Origin of the sequence: Luteibacter rhizovicinus, assembly GCF_004342265.1 — a bacterium.
In the GTDB taxonomy this organism is placed as follows: domain Bacteria; phylum Pseudomonadota; class Gammaproteobacteria; order Xanthomonadales; family Rhodanobacteraceae; genus Luteibacter; species Luteibacter rhizovicinus_B.
In genome coordinates this window covers 346,954-364,090 of record NZ_SMCS01000004.1, presented here as the reverse complement: position 1 = coordinate 364,090, position 17,137 = coordinate 346,954, and the positions used below count along the sequence as shown (strand labels likewise).

The window sequence follows — 17,137 nt, the reverse complement described above, 5'->3', positions numbered from 1 at the left end:
ATACGTCTTGCTTCGCTCAAGTCCTGAAGCCTCTGGACGATGTAGAGGCGTCCTTTATGAGCGATCGCCGAATCATGAGCCTTTTGTGGAGCCAGCACGTCCGCCTTCTCGCCGACGCCATCGCGTCCGGCGACGCCTCGCGCGTGCGAGCCATTTCGACCCGCTACCCCTCTGCCGCACTGGCGCTGGCGCCATTGCTGAAGCCTGTCGAGCCGCGTATCGCACCCGCCACGACGATCCAGGCCATCGAGCAGCAGGGCATGGTGCTTACCAATGCCCAGGCCCTCGGCGGCACATTGCAGGAGCTGACGGGTTCGGTGGAAAGCGCACGCGACACCGTCGGTAGATTGACGGATGCCGGCGCCAGGATTTCGACGGCGCTGGATCAAGCCCAGGCTGGCATCTCCGGCGTTGCGGAAAGTGGCAGTCAGGGTTCGGCATCCGCTGGCGATCTCGACGGACAGTTGCGCCTGCTTCGTAGTGCCCTGTCCGGCATGACCCGCAATCACGCCCAGTTTTCCGACTACTTCACGGAAATCCGCAAGCTCACCGCCGCGGTGCAGGACATTGCGCACCAGACCAACCTCGTCGCATTGAACGCGGCCATCGAAGCAGCGCGCGCCGGTGAAGCCGGACGCGGATTCGCGGTCGTCGCCGACGAGGTCAAACAGCTTGCCGAGAAGACCACGCAGGCTACCGCCGGGATCGACTCGGTGACGCAGGCCGTGGGCGAGTTCTCCGGCCAGCTCGACGACGCCGTCCAGAACAGCCTGCGCCGCCTCGAGCAGACGCAATCGGGCATTGCGGGTATGCAGACATCGCTCGGCAAGGTCGACGATGCCGTGCGCAACGCGCGCGGTAGCATCGATACCGCACGCGAAGGCATGGGCGCATTGCACGCGCGTATTGCCGCCATCCAGGCCACGCAGGCCGCGCTCGGCCGCATGACGAACGAGGCACGCCGCCAGGCGGACGCCACCTCGCGCGCCGCCGTGCTTGCCCACCGCCTGGGCATGTCCCGCCTCGAAACCGAAGGCGGCATGGATCCGGCCAGTCTCACCCAGATGATTCGCGAGGCCAGCCAGGGCATGCGTTACGCCCTCGACCTGGCCATTCGCGATCCGGCGGGCCTCGATCGCCGCTGGCTCGACACCACGCCGTTGATGCGCTGCATCGATCAATTGCGCCAGCGTCGTGGCGACGTCGTAGGCCACGCCCTCGTCGAAGCAGGCGAACGTTTCTCGGCTCAGAGCAGTCAGTTCGTCATGTTGCTCGCCGACGGAAAACACGCCGACGCCACACAGGCCGTGCCCGCGATGCATCGCGAACTCGACGCCATCGTGCAGAACCTGTCCGGTGCGCTGAGCGAAGCGGCCGCATGATCGTTTCCCGCCGCCTGCTCGCCCTGCCCTGCGCCGCGCTTCTCGCGCTGCCGGCGGCCGTGCGCGCCGAGCAGTCGGTGGATGGGGTCCGCGATGCCGCCGTGCAGTGGCTGCAGCAGAACCGGACCTTGCCCGGTGCCCGCATGGTCGCCGAGGCGGGCACGCTCGACAGCCGCCTGAAACTTGCGGACTGCCCCGCGCGCCCGGTCATCAACGTACCCGGCAACCGTACGCTCGGCGCGCGCGTCAGCGTCGTCGTCCAGTGCCCCGGCAGCTGGACGGTCCGCGTTCCGGTTCGCGTTCAGATGTTCACCCAGGTTCTCGTCACGACACGGCCGCTGGCTCGTGGCGACGGCGTGGGCCCGGACGATGTCCATTCCGAAGATCGCGATGTCGCGTCGATGGGCTACGGCTACGTCGACAAGCTCGACCAGATCGAGGGGCGCTCACTGGCGCGCGCCATCCGCGCCGGCACCGTGCTGACCCCCGGCATGCTGGCCGGCCGCCAGGCTGTTCGCATCGGCGATACCGTCAGCATGGTCGCCCGTATCGACGGCGTAGTCGTCCATGCCCAGGGCGTGGCGATGGGCGCCGGCGACACGGGAACGCGACTACGTGTACGCAATGCCGCCTCCGGCAAGGTGCTCGACGCCGTCGTCAGTGGCGAGGGCGTCGTGGCGGTACTTCCATGAACGAATTCCCAAACCGATCACACTTTAAGGCCTAGGGCCAGTTAAAGTTTCCCGACGGATGGTCGATAAATCACCTGAAGGGAACGAACCCTCAAGGGACAACCCATGAATACGACAATCAAACCCGGCCTTCAGCCACAGCAGCAGCCGGTACAGGTGCGTTCCAAGGATAGCGGCGCCTCCGGCGCGGCTTCCGTGCAGAACACCTCCCCGGTGCTGCCCAGCGACGACAGCGTCCAGCTGACCGATTCGGCCAAGGCACTGAGCGCCGCCAGCGTTGGCGACAGCATCGATACCAATCGTGTCGATCAGATCCGTGCGCGCGTCACCGACGGCACGTACAAACCCGACTCGCAGGCCATCGCAAGCAAGCTGCTGGCGATGGAGGGACAGATCGGCGGCCACGCATGAGCGATTCCCTGCAGCCTGAATTCCACGCGGCGCTCGGCGCCGTAATGGGCGATCTGGCGCGCGAGACGGATGCTCTGCACGAAAACCTGATCGAAGAACGCATGGCGCTCGACGCCGGCGATGCAACGGCGCTCGAAGCCGTTGGCAAAACCAAGGGCGCGTTACTCGACCGGATCGACAAACTCGACATCGAGCGTCGCCAGCTTTCCGACGCAGCGGGCATCGACGCCCTGGCCGACGAACGCTGGACGGCGACGATTGCTTCTCTCAACGAATGCCGACACCTCAACGAGGTGAACGGACGCATCGTCGCGCAGCGCATCGTGCATGTGCGCGACGCCCTTGCGTTGCTTACGGGCGGCAAAACGGGCGACGTCACCTACGGCCCCACGGGGCTCACCCGCAGCAGTCTTCGTTCGGCGCCGCTGGCGCAGGCCTGACCGGTACCCGCGCTTCCCCACACGACCACCCAACGGCGTCCGAAAGAAATGCCAGCCATACCCCTGCCGACCGCGGTGAATGACGACGGAATCCTGCCGATCGTCCGTGTTCCCATTCTCGACAAGAAGCAGTCGCTGTTCGCGTACGAGCTGCTGTTTCCGCGCCCGGCCGGCACGGATATCGAAGCGGCGTCGCTCGCGCATACGCAGGCCACGCTCAGCGCGATCGCCGATGGCAGCCTCAAGCGCCTGGTCCGCGACAATCGTGCATTCCTGCACATGTCGCGGGACCTGTTGCTCGAGCACACCGACATTCTTCGTCACAATGCGCGCCTGGGTGCCAGTGTCGGCGCGGAAGTGGGCATGGACGAGCAGTTGCTCGCCAAGCTGCGCGAACTGAAAGGCCACGGCTGCCTTTTCGTACTGGAAGACTTCAGCCTTTCTCCCGATCCCGAACACCGCGCCAGCGTGGATGCGCTATTGCGCATCGTCCAGTTCGCGAAGGTCGCCGTCGATCATCGTCACCCGGTCGCGGCCCGTGCTCACATGGACTATGTCCACGCGTTCGGCGTCAAGGTCATCGTGACCGGTGTCGACTCGCACGAAACCTATCTCGACTACGCCGATCAGGATGTCGACGGATTCCAGGGCAAGTATCTCCTGCGACCCGAGCGTGTCGACATGCCGCGCCTCGCTCCCAGCAAGCTCGGCGTGCTGCGCCTCATGGGCGCGCTGCAGGACCCGGACAACGGTCCGATCGAACTCGGCAAGATCATCCGCGACGACGCGATCCTCAGTTACAAACTGCTCGGCTGCGTCAATTCCGCCTACTTCGCCCTGCCCCGCCAGCTGAAATCGGTGGAACAGGCCGCGGTGTTCTTCGGCGTGAATCGTATGCGCAACTGGATTTTCACCATGGCCGTCGCGGGTATGGACGAACGGCCGCCCGAACTGCTTCGTCTTGCGCTTATCCGCGCGCATATGTGCGAGCAGCTGGCGCGCGGCATCAAACCCGAACTCCAGGAAATGGCTTTCACGGCCGGGCTGTTCTCGCTGCTCGATACGTTGATGAACGTATCCATGGCCTATGTGATGGAACACCTGCCGCTGGCCATCGAAATTCGCGAGGCCCTGCTGGAAGGCGTCGGCCCGTTCGCACCGCTGCTCGATCAGATTCGCCACTGGGAACAGGGCGAACTGGAAAGCGATACGGCGCTACGCGACCAGCATCTTCAGACCATGGCTGCGATGTACGTCGATGCCGCCAACTGGGCGGACCACGTCTATGCGTTCGCGGACGGCACGGTTACCGCCGAAGCCTGATTCACCCATATCCGCGCAAGAAAAAAAGCCCGGCAACGCCGGGCTTTTCTTCAATCGTTCACTCATTCGCGGGAATGAGAAGGGAAGCGAAGGCGTAGACCAAACATGCCGCCTTCTGTCGAATCTACGCACCCTGAAGACGCTGTACCCGCCAAATGGCAAGACCCGCCGCAAGTACGGCGACCAGCAACCATACGCTGGCGGTCATGCTGTCTCCGCCGAGCCACATGACGCCGGCAATGGCTGAAACCACGACGCCGCCAACGCCAAGTGCGAAGAGCGCGTCCCGCTGCAAACGACTGCGATGTGCGAGAAGCAGGCCGCCGAAGGCAGCCAGCAGGATGGCGAGGATGCGCAGCGGAAGAACGGCCTGCGGGGGCTCGGGCAGGCTCGGCAACACATCGAGCAGACTGCGTTCACCCACCTGCACATCGAAACCCGCACCGCCAACGCTGCCATTCGTCGCCGGCACCAGCGTGTCGCCATCGATCCGGGCGAGCACGGTCAACGACTGCAGTGGCACGGCTTCCCAGCTGACCCGCAGGTCGCCCAGGCGAGGCTGTCCCGGCTTGGCGCTGGTGACCAGCGTGTCGTCCAGCTTCTGGAAAGTGGCCGCCAGATTCGCCGGCAGATGCTCGACCTCCGGAGGCACGCGCACGCTATCGGGAAAAGCGCGCAGCAACGGGGTCGACAGACGGAAGTGACCCATCCTGACCTCGCCCGCATCGAACTGGCGCCCCTGCACCGGGAAGGCGCCGGGATTCACATGGCCCTGCGGATGTGCGAACTCCGACGCGTCGATCGGATGGTCGACCCAATCCAGTTCGTAGTGCGTGCTGCCGCCCACGCTGAGCTCGCGCCACTGGAACATCTCCACGTGCCGGATCAATACCGGAGACTCGGCGCGCACATTGAATTCAGGGTCGCGGGGAGCATCCACGATCTGCGGCGTGCCGCTTACCCGGGTCATCGAACCGTACTGGCCGGCCTCGGGGCGACCGGCCGCACCCAGATCGAGTACGGGCGCGCCATGGCGCTCCGACGCAGCGGCATAGTCCATGACGCGGCGCTCGTTATAGGCCACCAACCCCAGACTCGCTACCAGCAGCAGCGCGCCGACGATACGGACGATCCAGCCGCCATCCTGCTGATTTACCTTGACCTTCGACCTCATCCCGCCCCCGTTCCTTCAACTTATGCGTTCACGCCAGCCAGCCGATCCACGGGATCGACCGCCGTATAACGCCCCTTCGAATCCTGCACGACCGCCGCCAGCGCGCACGCGTGATCGTGGGTAAAGAACAGTCGCACATCGCGAGCGATCTTGTCGTCCAGAAACCGCTTCTTCTCGTCGATCAGCTTTTCCGGCCACCGGTCGTAGCCCATGGTAACGGGCAGATGGACCCACGCCCGGCCGGGAATCAGATCGGCACAGAAAACGACGCCACCGACCTCCGCCAGCATAAGCCCCGGCGTATGCCCTTCCGAAAATTCGAAGCGGACGCTCTCGCCAAGCGATGTCGGGCGGCCTGCCTCGACCAGTTCGAGCCTGCCGCTCTCCTGAAGCAGGGTGGTCAGCTCGGGAATAAACGACGCGCGATCGCGCGGATGTGGCTCCAACGCACGACGCCAGTGATCCGCGCCGACCAGATAGGTGGCTCGCGGAAACAGCAGTCGCGCGGGTTCACCCTCCTTCCATGCCGCCAACAGGCCGCCTGCGTGATCGAAGTGCAGGTGCGACAGAACGACGACATCGATGTCCTCATGCGTAAGGCCTGCTTCCGCCAGGGAATCGAGCAGCACATGACGGTCCTCGACCACGCCATAACGCTCGCGCATGGCGGGATCGAAAAATGCACCGATACCCGTTTCGAACAATACGTTGCGACCATCTAGGCCGGTGACGAGAAGACAGCGGCACGCCAGCGGAATGCGATTCTGCTCGTCGGCCTCGATCCAGCGCGACCACAGCGCCTTCGGCGCGTTGCCGAACATGGCGCCGCCATCCAGTTGCTGGGAATTGCCGGTAAGTGACCAGAGTTTCATGATTTCAAACCTCCAGCGAACAGGCTTTCTTATAGGAGCGCGGTAAGTCTGCGCTCACTGGACTTTACCCAGACCCGACGGCCGGCGCGGGTCGCTTGCCGCGTCGAGCTTGTTGGTCGCGTGATCCCACGTCACCACGTTCATGAAGCCCCATGGCGAACGCTCCTTCAGCACATGGCCCATGTCCGTCAGCGACTTTGCCGTCGCGTCGTCGAACACGCCCGCCTCAACGTCCACGCGATCGGGCAGGTACTGATGGTGGAAGCGCTTCTGTGCAGCGATATCGGCCGCGCTCTTGCCATCGACGAACGCGAGAATGCCTTCCAGCACCTGAGTAATGATGGTGGAACCGCCCGGCGAACCGATCACGGCGGTGCGGTCCTTGCCGAACACGAAGGTCGGCGACATGGACGAAAGCATCCGCTTACCGGCCTCCGGCGCATTCGCATACGCACCACGCAAACCGAACGCATTCGGTTGTCCCGGCACCAAGGCGAAGTCATCCATTTCATCGTTCAGCAGGACACCCGTTCCCTTCGCAACGAAGGCCGAGCCGAATTCGAGATTCACCGTCAAGGTGGAGGCCACCATATTTCCGTCGGTATCGATGACCGAGAAATGCGTCGTATGCATACCCGGTTCGCTGGCCATCGCAGCGGGAAGCAGATCGGAAGGCGTGGCTTTGTCCGGCGAGATTGTCGCGCGCAGACCGTCGGCGTAATAGCGCGACAGCAACATGTCCAGCGGCATCTTCACGAAATCGGGATCGCCGAGATATTCGTTGTGATCGCGGAACGCGCGACGCATCGACTCGATGATCAGATGCGTGGCATGCGCCTTGTCCAGCTTCGACAGATCGAAACCCGCGAGGATGTTGAGTATCTCGGCAATGGCGACACCGCCGGAGGACGGTGGCGGCGCGGTGACGATGCGATAGCCGCGGTAGTCCACGGTAAGCGGCTCGCGTTCCTTCACGCGATAAGCCGCCAGATCCGCTGCGGTCCAGTTGCCGCCTGCGGCACGTGTCGCGGAAACCAGCATCTTCGCGGTCTCGCCCGCGTAGAAACCCTCGACACCCTTGTCGGCAAGACGCTCCAGCGTACGGGCGAGGTCGGGCTGGCGCAGGGTCCAACCCTTGTCGGGCACCTTACCGCCGGGCAGTAGCAACTCGGAGGAAGCCGGCCAATGACTCAGTACGTCTTTACGATCGGCAATGGCCGAGAGGAAGCGCGCATCCGGCTGGAAGCCTTCTTTTGCGATACGGATCGCCGGTGCCAGCGATTCGCGCAACGGGAGCTTGCCGTAATGTTCGGCCATCCAGACGAGACCGGCCGGTTCGCCGGGAATGCCCGCCGAGAGCGGTCCGTTGATCGACGAATCCCGGTTCGGTTTACCGTCCTTCCCGACGTAAGCCTTCATGTCGACCGCCTTGGGCGCGGTCTCGCGCGCGTCGACGAAGATGTCGCGGTTGTCCGATGCACGGTGCAGCATTGCCATGAAACCGCCGCCGATACCGGAGCTCTGCGGTTCGACGACAGCGAGCGTCGACGACACGGCGACGGCGGCATCGAATGCGTTACCGCCCTTTGCCAGCACTTCGAAACCCGCATTCGTCGCGTGAAAATTCGCGCTGGCGATAGCGGCATGGCCTGGACCCTTCGAGGGTCCGGCGGGGGGCGCGGACTGCGCGGCGGCGACGTTGACGACGAACAGCAGGCTCGCGGCAAGCGCGCGCCACGGATGGGCATGAACCATGGAAACGCATCTCCTCAAAACGAAAGAACGCGTAGGAGAGGTTAACGCATGGCCGCCGGAACCGGGACCTTGAGGAGACTCAGGAAGCCTTCGCCATCAGGTGTTCGTACTTCAGCGTGAGCTGATCGTTCGATTCGGTGTGCTCGGGGTCGACCAGAATGCATTCGACCGGGCATACCTCGATGCATTGAGGAACGTCGTAATGACCCACGCACTCCGTACAGAGAGCCGGGTCGATCACGTAATACTCCTCGCCCAGCGAGATCGCCTTGTTCGGGCAGACCGGTTCGCAGACGTCGCAGTTGACGCAGGTATCGAGAATCTTGAGGGACATGTTCCGGCCATTTTACTCCAGCCGGCCCCCAAACGACGAAAGGGCGCCGCAAACCGCGGCGCCCTTTCGCTTTGCGCCCCTGGAGGCGCCGATTACATCGCAACGAAACGGAAAATCGCACCGCTGGGAGCGACGGCGTCCGACACGCGCTGCTGGTCGGCCTGCTCACCGATGAACAGCACGATGACGTTCTTGAACGAGCCCGGCTGGGCGTCCTTGAAGGCATCGACCATCAGCTCGGCCGTCTTGGACGACTCGGGACCGCCGAAGACGAGCATATTGCCCGGCGTGACGCCGCGGGCAACGGTGCCCTTCACGTTGTCGAGCTGACGCGCGCGACCGTCCTTGCCCGCATCGTCGTCGCCTGCCGGCACGAAGTACGGGAACGGACGATCGGCCGTCATGCCCTGCATGTTCTTACGCACGATCTGGCCGAAATACTGGCTCCACGCCTTGGTATCGGTCGCGTTGGTCGGCTTGGCGATTGCAACCTCCTGCACCGGAGCGGCCTTGTCGGCGTCTTCGGACTTATTGCAGGCGGTCAGCGCCAGGGCGGCGGTCAGGGCCACGGATGCGGCAAGGACAAACTTACGCATGATTTTCACCTTTCGATGGATTTTATGAGGGACTACGCCAGCGCTGGCGCATGGCCTGCTGCACCGCCGGATGCACGAAGCCGGAGATATCGCCACCGAGGCGACCGATTTCACGCACAAGCGAAGAAGAGATAAAGCTGTATTGCTCGGCCGGCGTCAGGAACAGCGTCTCGGCCTGGGGAATCAGGTGACGGTTCATGCTGGCCAGCTGGAATTCGTACTCGAAGTCCGACACGGCCCGCAGGCCGCGCAGGATGACGCCCGCGCCGATATCCATCACGAAGTGGGCAAGCAGGCTGTCGAAGCCCCGTACCTCGACGTTCGGCAGATCGGCAAGAGCCAGCCGGGCCAGCGCAATGCGCTCGCCCAGACTGAATCCCGGCCCCTTGTTCGGGCTCTCGGCCACGGCGACCACGATGCGATCGAACAGCGGAGCGGCACGCGACACAAGGTCGGTGTGCCCGTTGGTGATCGGGTCGAACGTGCCGGGATAAACGGCAAGACGCGGATTGGCCGGAGAGGTCATTGAGTAGGGCGGTTGAAGAAACTGACTTAGCTTAGCGGATCGACCGGATGGCGGCGATAGAGCGTGTAGGCGACTTCCCCGGCGGCTCCTTCCCTGTGCGGCAACCAGTTCGCGGGGACTTCGATGGAGGCATGCCGGGGCTTCTCCACATAGATCCAGGCGTGCGCCGTCAGCCAGCCGCCCCGCTCCAGCTGTCCGGCAATCGGAGCCCATGCCTCGAGCGCGAACGGGGGATCGAGAAAGACCACATCGAAGGGCTGCGCGGGCGCGCCCGAAACCAGCCGGGAGGCATCGTCGACCGCGACGTCGGGATTTACGACCTTCAGCCGGGCGAGGTTGGCCTTGAGCGAGGCAGCCAGACGCGGGTCCCTCTCGACGAAGCGGACGGCCGAGGCGCCACGCGACAGGGCTTCGATACCCAGGGCACCGGTGCCCGCGTACAAGTCGAGACAATGCGCGCCGTCGATAATGGGATGCAACCAGTTGAACAGCGTCTCGCGGACGCGCTCTGGCGTAGGCCGCAGGCCCGGAACGTCGGGTACCTCCAACCGCGAATTGCGCAGATTGCCGCCGATGATGCGAATGCGCCCGAGGGCGGCCCGGCCGGTCATGCGCGGCCTCGCCGCTCAGCGGCTAGTTGGAACGGGAGTGATAGCATGCGCGCATTGTCTTTGAATCCTTCGCGCAATGCTCAAGTTCTGGAAAAAGAAGCCCGCCGAACCCTCCGCGACGCCGTCGCCGGACGCCGCCGCGACGGATGAGCACGCCGCTCCGGCCGCGCCGCCAGCCGCCGATTCCGGTTCGCTGGACAGCGCTCTTCCGCTGGCAGAAGTGCTGGCCGAAACGCCCAGCGCCGAGCCGGAGGCACCGGCTGTGGAAGCCGAATTCGAGGTAACCGAAATCGTCGAAGCCGCGCAGCCCGCCCGGCGCAGCTGGCGCGAACGCCTCTCCGGCAGCGGCTTCGCCAAAAGCCTCTCGTCCCTGTTCGTACGCCATCCCAAACTGGACGACGACCTGCTCGACGAGCTGGAGACCGCGCTGATTACCGCCGATGTCGGCGTCGAAGCGAGTACCAGCTTGGTTGAAGGTCTGCGCCAGCGCATGCACAAACGCGAGTTCGCCGACTCGGCGGCATTACTCGCCTCCCTTCGCGCGGAACTGATCGCCTTGCTGAAACCCGTCGAGCGTCCGCTCGACGTCGGCACGCATGCGCCGTTCGTCGTCCTGACGGTAGGCATCAACGGCGTGGGCAAGACCACGACCATCGGCAAGCTGGCACGCCGTTACACCGATGAAGGCCGCTCGGTCGTCCTTGCCGCCGGCGACACCTTCCGCGCCGCCGCCGTCGAACAGCTGAAAACGTGGGGCGATCGCAACAAGGTCGCCGTCATATCGCAGGGCCAGGACGCCGACTCGGCCAGCGTCATCTTCGACGCGCTTCAGACCGCACGCGCCCGCGGAGTCCAGGTGATGATCGCCGACACCGCCGGCCGCTTGCATACGCAGGGTGGACTCATGGACGAACTGGGCAAAATCGCCCGCGTCATGAAGAAGCTCGACCCCGCCGCGCCTCATGAAGTGCTGATGGTGATCGACGGCACCACCGGGCAGAACGCCATCAATCAGGTGCGGCAGTTCCTCCAGATCGTCGGCGTTACGGGACTCGTGGTCACCAAGCTCGACGGCACGGCCAAGGGCGGCGTCGTATTCGCCCTGGCACGCGAATTCGGGCTGCCCATCCGGTACGTGGGACTGGGCGAAACCGCCACCGACCTGCGCACGTTCGACGCCGAAGCATTCGTCGATGGGCTGCTCCCGCCCGCGCTGGGAAGTTAAGAGATGTATGGCGCTCCTTTGCATTCCGTGGGGGCGCGCCTGCGCACTTGTGCCAAGCAAAAGATCAGTTGCGGTGCGATAGCCAACGAAACGAAGAAGCGGAACGCCTGAATGAACCGCCGTCTCCGATTCGTTCTGCTCACCATCGCCGGCCTCGCGGCCGCTACGCTGCTCGCCGCGTTCATCGCCATGTACGTCGTGCTGCAACCGGAACGTTTCACCGCCCTGCTCCAGTCGCAGGCGCGCCAGGCAGGTCTGGAACTGACACTCGCCAACCCCGCCAGCCCGACCCTCTGGCCCACGCCGGCACTTGAACTGAACGGCTTATCCCTCAGCGCGCGCGGCAACAGCACGCCGATGATCGCCGCGTCGCACGGGCGACTCGTTCTGCCATGGCATACGCTTCTGGGCGGCGACACCGTCGTCTCGCGCCTCGAGCTTGAAGGCGCGCGCATCGACCTCGACGCGATCAATGCGTACATCGATACGCTGCCGTCGCGTTCGTCCATGGCCAGCGCTTTTCTTCCCACCATCGACGCGGGCTTTTCGATTACCCGCGGCACGCTTCTGCGCGGCAATCGTCTCCTGCTGAGCAATGTCCAGGTCGACGCGGGGCGACTCGCCAACGGTCAGCGTTTCCCCCTGACGCTGGCCGCGCGTACCGGTGACGGCACACCCTACTCCGTCGATCTGAAAACGACACCGCAGCTGACGGAGGGCGTCCTGACGTTGGGCGACGTTGCCCTCGCAATCGCCAGCGAACCCCGATTCAAAGCGGCGCTTGCCGGCGAAGCACTATGGCGCGGCGGGGCGGACATCGGCGCGCAACTGGCTGGCAAGATTACCCGGGCCGATGCTGAAACCTACGACGTCGTCGCGAACGTGACGCCCGCCAATCAGAGCGACCCGCTGTCCATCGCCCTGCGTCTCGACGGCAAGAACGATCACGCTGACGTGCGCCTGCCGCCGCTGGAACTCGCGCAATGGTGGTCGACGTTCGGAACAGGCGGCTCGCTGACGCTGCCACCGGTACGCGGCAGCATCGCAGCGGATGTCATCGACGCCGGCGGCATCCACATCGAAGGCCTGCGCATCCAGGCCGGCGACGCTCCCGCAAGCACGAGTTCCACCGCGGACACTCCGAAAGCAAAGACCCCGTAACGTGAATCCCTTCGCCACCGAACTCCTGCGCTGGTTCGATCACCACGGCCGCAAAGACCTCCCCTGGCAGCATCCGCGCGACGCTTATCGCGTCTGGCTGTCGGAGATCATGCTGCAGCAGACACAGGTCGTGACGGTCGCCGGTTATTTCCAGCGCTTCGTCGAACGCCTGCCCACGCTGCGCTCGCTTGCCGAGGCCCATGAGGATGACGTTCTCGCCCTGTGGTCCGGCCTGGGTTATTACCGTCGCGCGCGCTTCCTGCATCGCGCCGCGCAACTTTGCGTCGAACAGCATCATGGCGAATTGCCACGCGACCTCGACGCACTGGTAGCACTGCCCGGCATCGGCCGTTCCACCGCCGGGGCGATTCTTGCGCAGGCGTACGGAATGCGCTTTCCCATTCTGGACGGCAACGTCAAACGCGTGTTGACGCGATACCACGGTATCGCCGGCGACCCGGGAACAAGCGCGATCGAAAAACAGCTATGGCTGCGCGCGGACGAACACACACCAGCCGAACGCACCGCCGACTACACGCAGGCCATCATGGATCTCGGTGCCACCGTCTGCGTGCGCTCGAGACCCCTGTGCCCGCTTTGCCCCCAGGCCACGCGCTGCGTCGCCCACCGTGACGGGCTCACGGCTGTCCTGCCCACCGCGAAACCGGGCAAGAAAATCCCGACACGCACGACCGCCATGCTCGTTATGCGAGACGGCAAAGGCCGCGTCCTGCTGGAGCGGCGGGGCCCTCAGGGCGTGTGGTCGGGCCTGTGGAGTCTCCCGGAAGCGGAAGACGCCGGGACCGCCGCCGAACGCGCGCGGCAACTGGCGAACGTGAACGAGACCATCGCCCTGCCCGCGTTCACCCACGTTTTCAGCCATTACCGGCTGGACGTTTCGCCCATCCTGTTCGACCATGCGAGCCCGCTGCGCGCGCTGGGCGACAAACCCGATCTGCGCTGGTGCGACGCCACCGCGATCGCCGGCATGGGCCTGCCCGCTCCCGTACGCACCCTGTTAGCCCAACTTCTGGAGATACCCGCATGACGCGCATCGTTACCTGCGCAAAACTCGGCCGCGACGCCGAAGGCCTCGATTTCGCACCGTGGCCGGGCGATCTCGGCCGGCGCATCTACGAAGGCGTATCGAAGGAAGCATGGACCCAGTGGCTCGCCCACCAGACCATGCTTATCAACGAAATGCGCCTGAGTCCGCTAGACCCGAAGACCCGCGCGTTCCTGAGCGGCGAAATGGAAAAATTCTTCTTCGGCGGCGACGTAGCCCAGCCCACCGGCTACGTCCCGCCCGAAGATCAGACTTGACGATCCGCCCGTCAGCCGCTTTAATACGCGGCTCCACCCAGCACGCAACGCCTGTTGCGGGCACCCGTGGCTGAGTAGCTCAGTTGGTAGAGCAGGGGATTGAAAATCCCCGTGTCGGCGGTTCGATTCCGTCCTCAGCCACCATTTGATGAGGCTTGCAGCGATGCAGGCCTTTTTCTTTTGTATCTTGCGCCGCCCCTCATTGGCCGCCCTATAAAGACCCGCCCTCACGCCCTCTATAAGTGATTCGGTAGTGGTAATCCTCGTGGTGGTTCGGCATGCCTGCGATTCTCAAGGGCTGGGCCGATCCACAACAACCTATTTCGTTATCACGGCTTCGACGTGCTGCCGCTTTCTACAGCGTTCATGCCCAGCGTCGAAACGCGCTCGACGTTCCAGTGCAATCCGCAACATTAAGCCTGCGCCATCCGCCGGGCGCCCGATTCCGGCGCTGTGGTTGCAGGCACCCTCGACCACGAGTGTGGCTATGATGACTGCCTGTCGATTGCAGGGGCGTGGACGTGATGTCATTGCGCGTAAAAGTCGCATGGGGTTTGTCCGTCGCACTAGTTACCGCTGCATTGGCGGCTGAAGATATACGGCCTATATCGGGCGAACCGGCTCGACTATTCATGCCCGACATCGTGTCGACGGCCTATTCCGAAGTTCGCGCCGCGGTAAGTCCGGATGGCAATACGGTGTTATGGGGCAGCACGGACCGGCCCGGCGGCCCCGGTGGATGGGATATCTGGATGGTTCGTCGTGCGCATGGCGTATGGAGTTCGCCCGCACCGGTTCCGTTCGATACCACGTACAAGGAGTTCGATCCTGCATTCAGTGCAGACGGCCGATCGGTGTGGTTCTTCTCGAACAGGCCTGGCGGTTTCGGCGGCGACGATATCTATCGCGTGGATTTCGATCCACATAGCGGACGTTTTGGCAAAATCGAACATCCAGACGACGCCATCAATTCCGCGGGCGACGAATGGGCACCTTCGCCTTCGCCGGACGGCCGCCACCTGTTATTCGCCACGAATGGCCGGGGTGGCTCCGGCCGCCACGACTTGTTCGTCAGCGAATGGCGGGACGGTGCCTGGCAATCTGCTGCCGCATTGCCCGGCGAGGTGAATAGCGCGGACGACGATTTCGATGCAACTTATATCGATAGTGGCCGCGCGTTGGTATTCGCGCGCTCAGCCGATGTCGACAATCAGCCGATCGAACTATGGATGGCTACACGAGACAGCGATGGCACGTACCGTCATGCCAAGCCGCTGGATCGGCGCGTCAACGTAGCCGGGAGCTGGACACTGGGGCCGGCGGAAGACTTATCCCGCCCAGGCACGCTACTGTTCTCCGCACGTCGCCCCGAAGCCCAGCGAGGAAAGTCGGATATCTACGCGATTCGCCTTAACGTGCAGGCACAACGACAACCGTAAACGCGACGTGGAAGCGCATAAAAACATCTTCACTGGCACTCCGACTCCGCAAAGATCTACGATCGGACTCTCGGGGGCGAGCCATGGATCATCAAGGGAATAGCCCATGCGGTACACCGTCGCCTTAACCGGCTTGATGTTCTTGTCGATCGACGCAAGTGGATTCGCGACTCCTCCCGATATCGGAAGCACGGTCGACCGTCTCGTGGAAGACACCACGAAGTCTTCGGAAGCGGAGCGGCACGCCTTCGCACAGCTGATCGATCTTGGTAGCCCGGCTGTTCCCTACATCATCGGCCACCTGGGCGATGGCCGTCCGTTGGCCGAGCAAATCATCCAGCGCGATCAGTGGCATCAGGAACATGTCTGGTATGTGCACGACGGCCTGCTGGCCGTGTTGCGCCAGACGGTGGGTCACGGCATGGGGGCGACGGACGGGCACGCCAGCGCCAGCCAGCGCGCGGCGATCAAGCGCAAGTGGGAGAACTGGTGCGTAGAGAAGTATCCGGATCAAAGCCATGTCTGCCGCGGCGGACACGACGGCTAGATCCGCCGGACCCACCGACCTGGCGCACCTATCCAACGGCTCGCCGCAACGGAGGCGTTGCGGCGTAGCGTCCCGGTCGTCCACGCGATTGAATGCTTCGGACCTGGAATGCCGCCAGCGACGGAAGTCCGCCATGCACTCGTTCATGCCGATGGCTAAACGCCCGGTCGACAAGGTGGCGCGTGTGGAAGCCAACGTTCAATCCAGTCGCGCTTCCGATTCCCTCCCTTGCATGCGCTGGCACGCATTCCGGATCCAAAACACTTCGTCCGGGTCCATCGTTCGGCGATCGTCCGCCTCGATCGCGTCGTCGAACTGAAAGCGCTGGCAAACCGCGATGCACTGATTCGGCTACGCAACGGCATCCCGTTGCGGGCCAGCCGGACTTATATGGATGCACTTTCGGCAGCGCTGGGGGTTTGACCGGCATTTCATCGTGACAGATGGCCTCGTTCTCCGTGAGAATGTCGACCGCGTCACAATATCGGCCAGCCGGTCGCCTTGTGTCGACTCGACTCCAGGGGAGGAGCGGACATGTCAGAGCAGCATGACGAAGTCATATCGCATACGGAAAGTGTGTCCAGGGATAGGTTTTCCACGGATATCGCCGGCAATGAGCGGGCACGCCTTGCCGCGCTCGAGGCAAAAGCCAGCGTCGGCAACATCGCCGCGGCCTATGCGCTTGGCACCGCCTATATGCTGGGCCGGGGCGTGCGCCCGGACCGCGAGCTCGCCCTTCACTGGTATGAGGTCGCCAGGATATATGGCCATACGTCCGCCGAGGCGCGCATCGCTGCGCTCAAAGGCGAACCTCCGGCACCCGCAGCCGTTGTCGACGTGCCCTCACCCCCCGATGCCGACGCGCTGTTCCGTAACGCACAGCAACTCGAAGTGGGTTACCAGGGTGAGCAGGATATCGGCCAAGCGCTGGCGCTGTATGCGCAAGCGGCCGAGCAAGGTCACGGACAGGCGCAGTACGCGCTGGGCATGCTGACGCTGGGTTCGCGCACCGATCCCCGGGGTGTCGCCGACGCGTTTCGGCTGCTTCGTGCGGCCGCGAATCAGAATGTCCCGGAAGCGCAGTTCGAACTCGGCAGGCTTTATTCGATCGGTAAAGGCACGCCGCGCAATCCGTCCGTAGCCAAAGCCTGGTACCGCAAGGCAGCCGCGCAGGGATACATCCCGGCCAAACGCAGCCTCGAGTCGAAGAAATGGTGGAACTTCAAGTAGCGCGCACGTGCCGGCATCGTTCGTAACAGCTGAGTGGAATTCGCCCGACGAACGGCACAAGTACCGGAAATGCGCACACCGCCTCGATAATCGATA

Annotated in this window: 20 protein-coding genes and 1 tRNA gene; 14 read left to right on the top strand and 7 right to left on the bottom strand. The window is 63.9% G+C overall.

Annotation, left to right across the window (positions count from 1 at the left end; genetic code table 11):
* Positions 1-56: 56 nt before the first annotated feature.
* The 5 genes from EC912_RS19660 (at position 57) to EC912_RS12510 (ending at position 4,248) form a co-directional block, all read left to right on the top strand.
* On the top strand, positions 57-1,382 hold the full coding sequence (locus tag EC912_RS19660) for a methyl-accepting chemotaxis protein (RefSeq protein ID WP_279389030.1): 1,326 nt from the start codon (positions 57-59) through the stop codon (positions 1,380-1,382).
* Positions 1,379-2,074: a flagellar basal body P-ring formation chaperone FlgA gene (gene flgA / locus EC912_RS12525; RefSeq protein WP_132144499.1), complete on the top strand. Its 696-nt coding sequence runs from the start codon at positions 1,379-1,381 to the stop codon at positions 2,072-2,074. Before EC912_RS19660 ends, flgA begins: the two co-directional genes overlap by 4 nt.
* Before the next feature lie 105 nt (positions 2,075-2,179).
* Complete coding sequence (flgM, locus tag EC912_RS12520) at positions 2,180-2,485, top strand: flagellar biosynthesis anti-sigma factor FlgM (RefSeq protein WP_132144497.1); 306 nt, start codon at positions 2,180-2,182, stop codon at positions 2,483-2,485.
* Entirely contained in the window at positions 2,482-2,925 is a 444-nt protein-coding gene (locus EC912_RS12515) for a flagella synthesis protein FlgN (RefSeq protein ID WP_132144495.1), read from the top strand. The genes flgM and EC912_RS12515 overlap by 4 nt, the downstream gene beginning before the upstream one ends.
* 48 nt (positions 2,926-2,973) lie before the next feature.
* On the top strand, positions 2,974-4,248 hold the full coding sequence (locus tag EC912_RS12510; RefSeq protein WP_132144493.1) for an EAL and HDOD domain-containing protein: 1,275 nt from the start codon (positions 2,974-2,976) through the stop codon (positions 4,246-4,248).
* A gap of 124 nt (positions 4,249-4,372) precedes the next feature.
* On the opposite strand, the gene EC912_RS12505 is transcribed toward EC912_RS12510, so the two are convergent.
* The 7 genes from EC912_RS12505 to rsmD all read right to left on the bottom strand — a co-directional run bounded on the left by EC912_RS12505 (position 4,373) and on the right by rsmD (position 10,116).
* Positions 4,373-5,422 (bottom strand): TMEM43 family protein, encoded by a 1,050-nt coding sequence (locus EC912_RS12505; RefSeq protein WP_132144491.1) that lies wholly within the window; start codon positions 5,420-5,422, stop codon positions 4,373-4,375.
* A 20-nt stretch (positions 5,423-5,442) separates the two neighbouring features.
* Positions 5,443-6,294 (bottom strand): MBL fold metallo-hydrolase, encoded by an 852-nt coding sequence (locus tag EC912_RS12500; protein WP_132144489.1) that lies wholly within the window; start codon positions 6,292-6,294, stop codon positions 5,443-5,445.
* A 54-nt stretch (positions 6,295-6,348) separates the two neighbouring features.
* Positions 6,349-8,049 (bottom strand): gamma-glutamyltransferase, encoded by a 1,701-nt coding sequence (gene ggt / locus EC912_RS12495; RefSeq protein WP_132144487.1) that lies wholly within the window; start codon positions 8,047-8,049, stop codon positions 6,349-6,351.
* A gap of 79 nt (positions 8,050-8,128) precedes the next feature.
* Positions 8,129-8,383, bottom strand: a complete 255-nt coding sequence (locus EC912_RS12490) for a YfhL family 4Fe-4S dicluster ferredoxin (protein ID WP_132144485.1) — start codon at positions 8,381-8,383, stop codon at positions 8,129-8,131.
* Between the two features lie 92 nt (positions 8,384-8,475).
* On the bottom strand, positions 8,476-8,979 hold the full coding sequence (locus EC912_RS12485) for a hypothetical protein (protein ID WP_132144483.1): 504 nt from the start codon (positions 8,977-8,979) through the stop codon (positions 8,476-8,478).
* Between the two features lie 22 nt (positions 8,980-9,001).
* Positions 9,002-9,505, bottom strand: a complete 504-nt coding sequence (gene coaD, locus EC912_RS12480) for a pantetheine-phosphate adenylyltransferase (protein WP_132144481.1) — start codon at positions 9,503-9,505, stop codon at positions 9,002-9,004.
* A gap of 26 nt (positions 9,506-9,531) precedes the next feature.
* Positions 9,532-10,116, bottom strand: coding sequence for a 16S rRNA (guanine(966)-N(2))-methyltransferase RsmD (rsmD, locus tag EC912_RS12475; RefSeq protein ID WP_132144479.1), 585 nt, complete (start codon positions 10,114-10,116; stop codon positions 9,532-9,534).
* A 76-nt stretch (positions 10,117-10,192) separates the two neighbouring features.
* Here rsmD and ftsY point away from each other — a divergent pair, with 76 nt between their 5' ends.
* From ftsY to EC912_RS12430, 9 genes are all read left to right on the top strand, one after another.
* Positions 10,193-11,341 carry a signal recognition particle-docking protein FtsY gene (ftsY, locus tag EC912_RS12470; RefSeq protein ID WP_132144477.1) on the top strand — a complete coding sequence of 383 codons (1,149 nt, stop codon included), beginning with the start codon at positions 10,193-10,195 and terminating at the stop codon, positions 11,339-11,341.
* A 111-nt stretch (positions 11,342-11,452) separates the two neighbouring features.
* A complete protein-coding gene (locus tag EC912_RS12465; RefSeq protein WP_132144475.1) occupies positions 11,453-12,502 on the top strand; it encodes a membrane assembly protein AsmA in 1,050 nt (349 codons plus the stop codon).
* Between the two features lies 1 nt (position 12,503).
* A complete protein-coding gene (gene mutY, locus EC912_RS12460; protein WP_243649254.1) occupies positions 12,504-13,550 on the top strand; it encodes an A/G-specific adenine glycosylase in 1,047 nt (348 codons plus the stop codon).
* Positions 13,547-13,825, top strand: coding sequence for an oxidative damage protection protein (locus EC912_RS12455; protein WP_132144471.1), 279 nt, complete (start codon positions 13,547-13,549; stop codon positions 13,823-13,825). The genes mutY and EC912_RS12455 overlap by 4 nt, the downstream gene beginning before the upstream one ends.
* 68 nt (positions 13,826-13,893) lie before the next feature.
* A tRNA-Phe gene (locus EC912_RS12450) sits at positions 13,894-13,969 on the top strand.
* A 488-nt stretch (positions 13,970-14,457) separates the two neighbouring features.
* Positions 14,458-15,264, top strand: a complete 807-nt coding sequence (locus EC912_RS12445) for a TolB family protein (protein ID WP_165973585.1) — start codon at positions 14,458-14,460, stop codon at positions 15,262-15,264.
* 106 nt (positions 15,265-15,370) lie between these two features.
* Positions 15,371-15,811 carry a hypothetical protein gene (locus EC912_RS12440; RefSeq protein ID WP_132144466.1) on the top strand — a complete coding sequence of 147 codons (441 nt, stop codon included), beginning with the start codon at positions 15,371-15,373 and terminating at the stop codon, positions 15,809-15,811.
* Positions 15,812-16,039: 228 nt separating this feature from the next.
* On the top strand, positions 16,040-16,234 hold the full coding sequence (locus EC912_RS12435) for a LytTR family DNA-binding domain-containing protein (RefSeq protein WP_243649253.1): 195 nt from the start codon (positions 16,040-16,042) through the stop codon (positions 16,232-16,234).
* 111 nt (positions 16,235-16,345) lie between these two features.
* A complete protein-coding gene (locus tag EC912_RS12430) occupies positions 16,346-17,041 on the top strand; it encodes a tetratricopeptide repeat protein (protein ID WP_132144462.1) in 696 nt (231 codons plus the stop codon).
* Positions 17,042-17,137 lie beyond the last annotated feature (96 nt).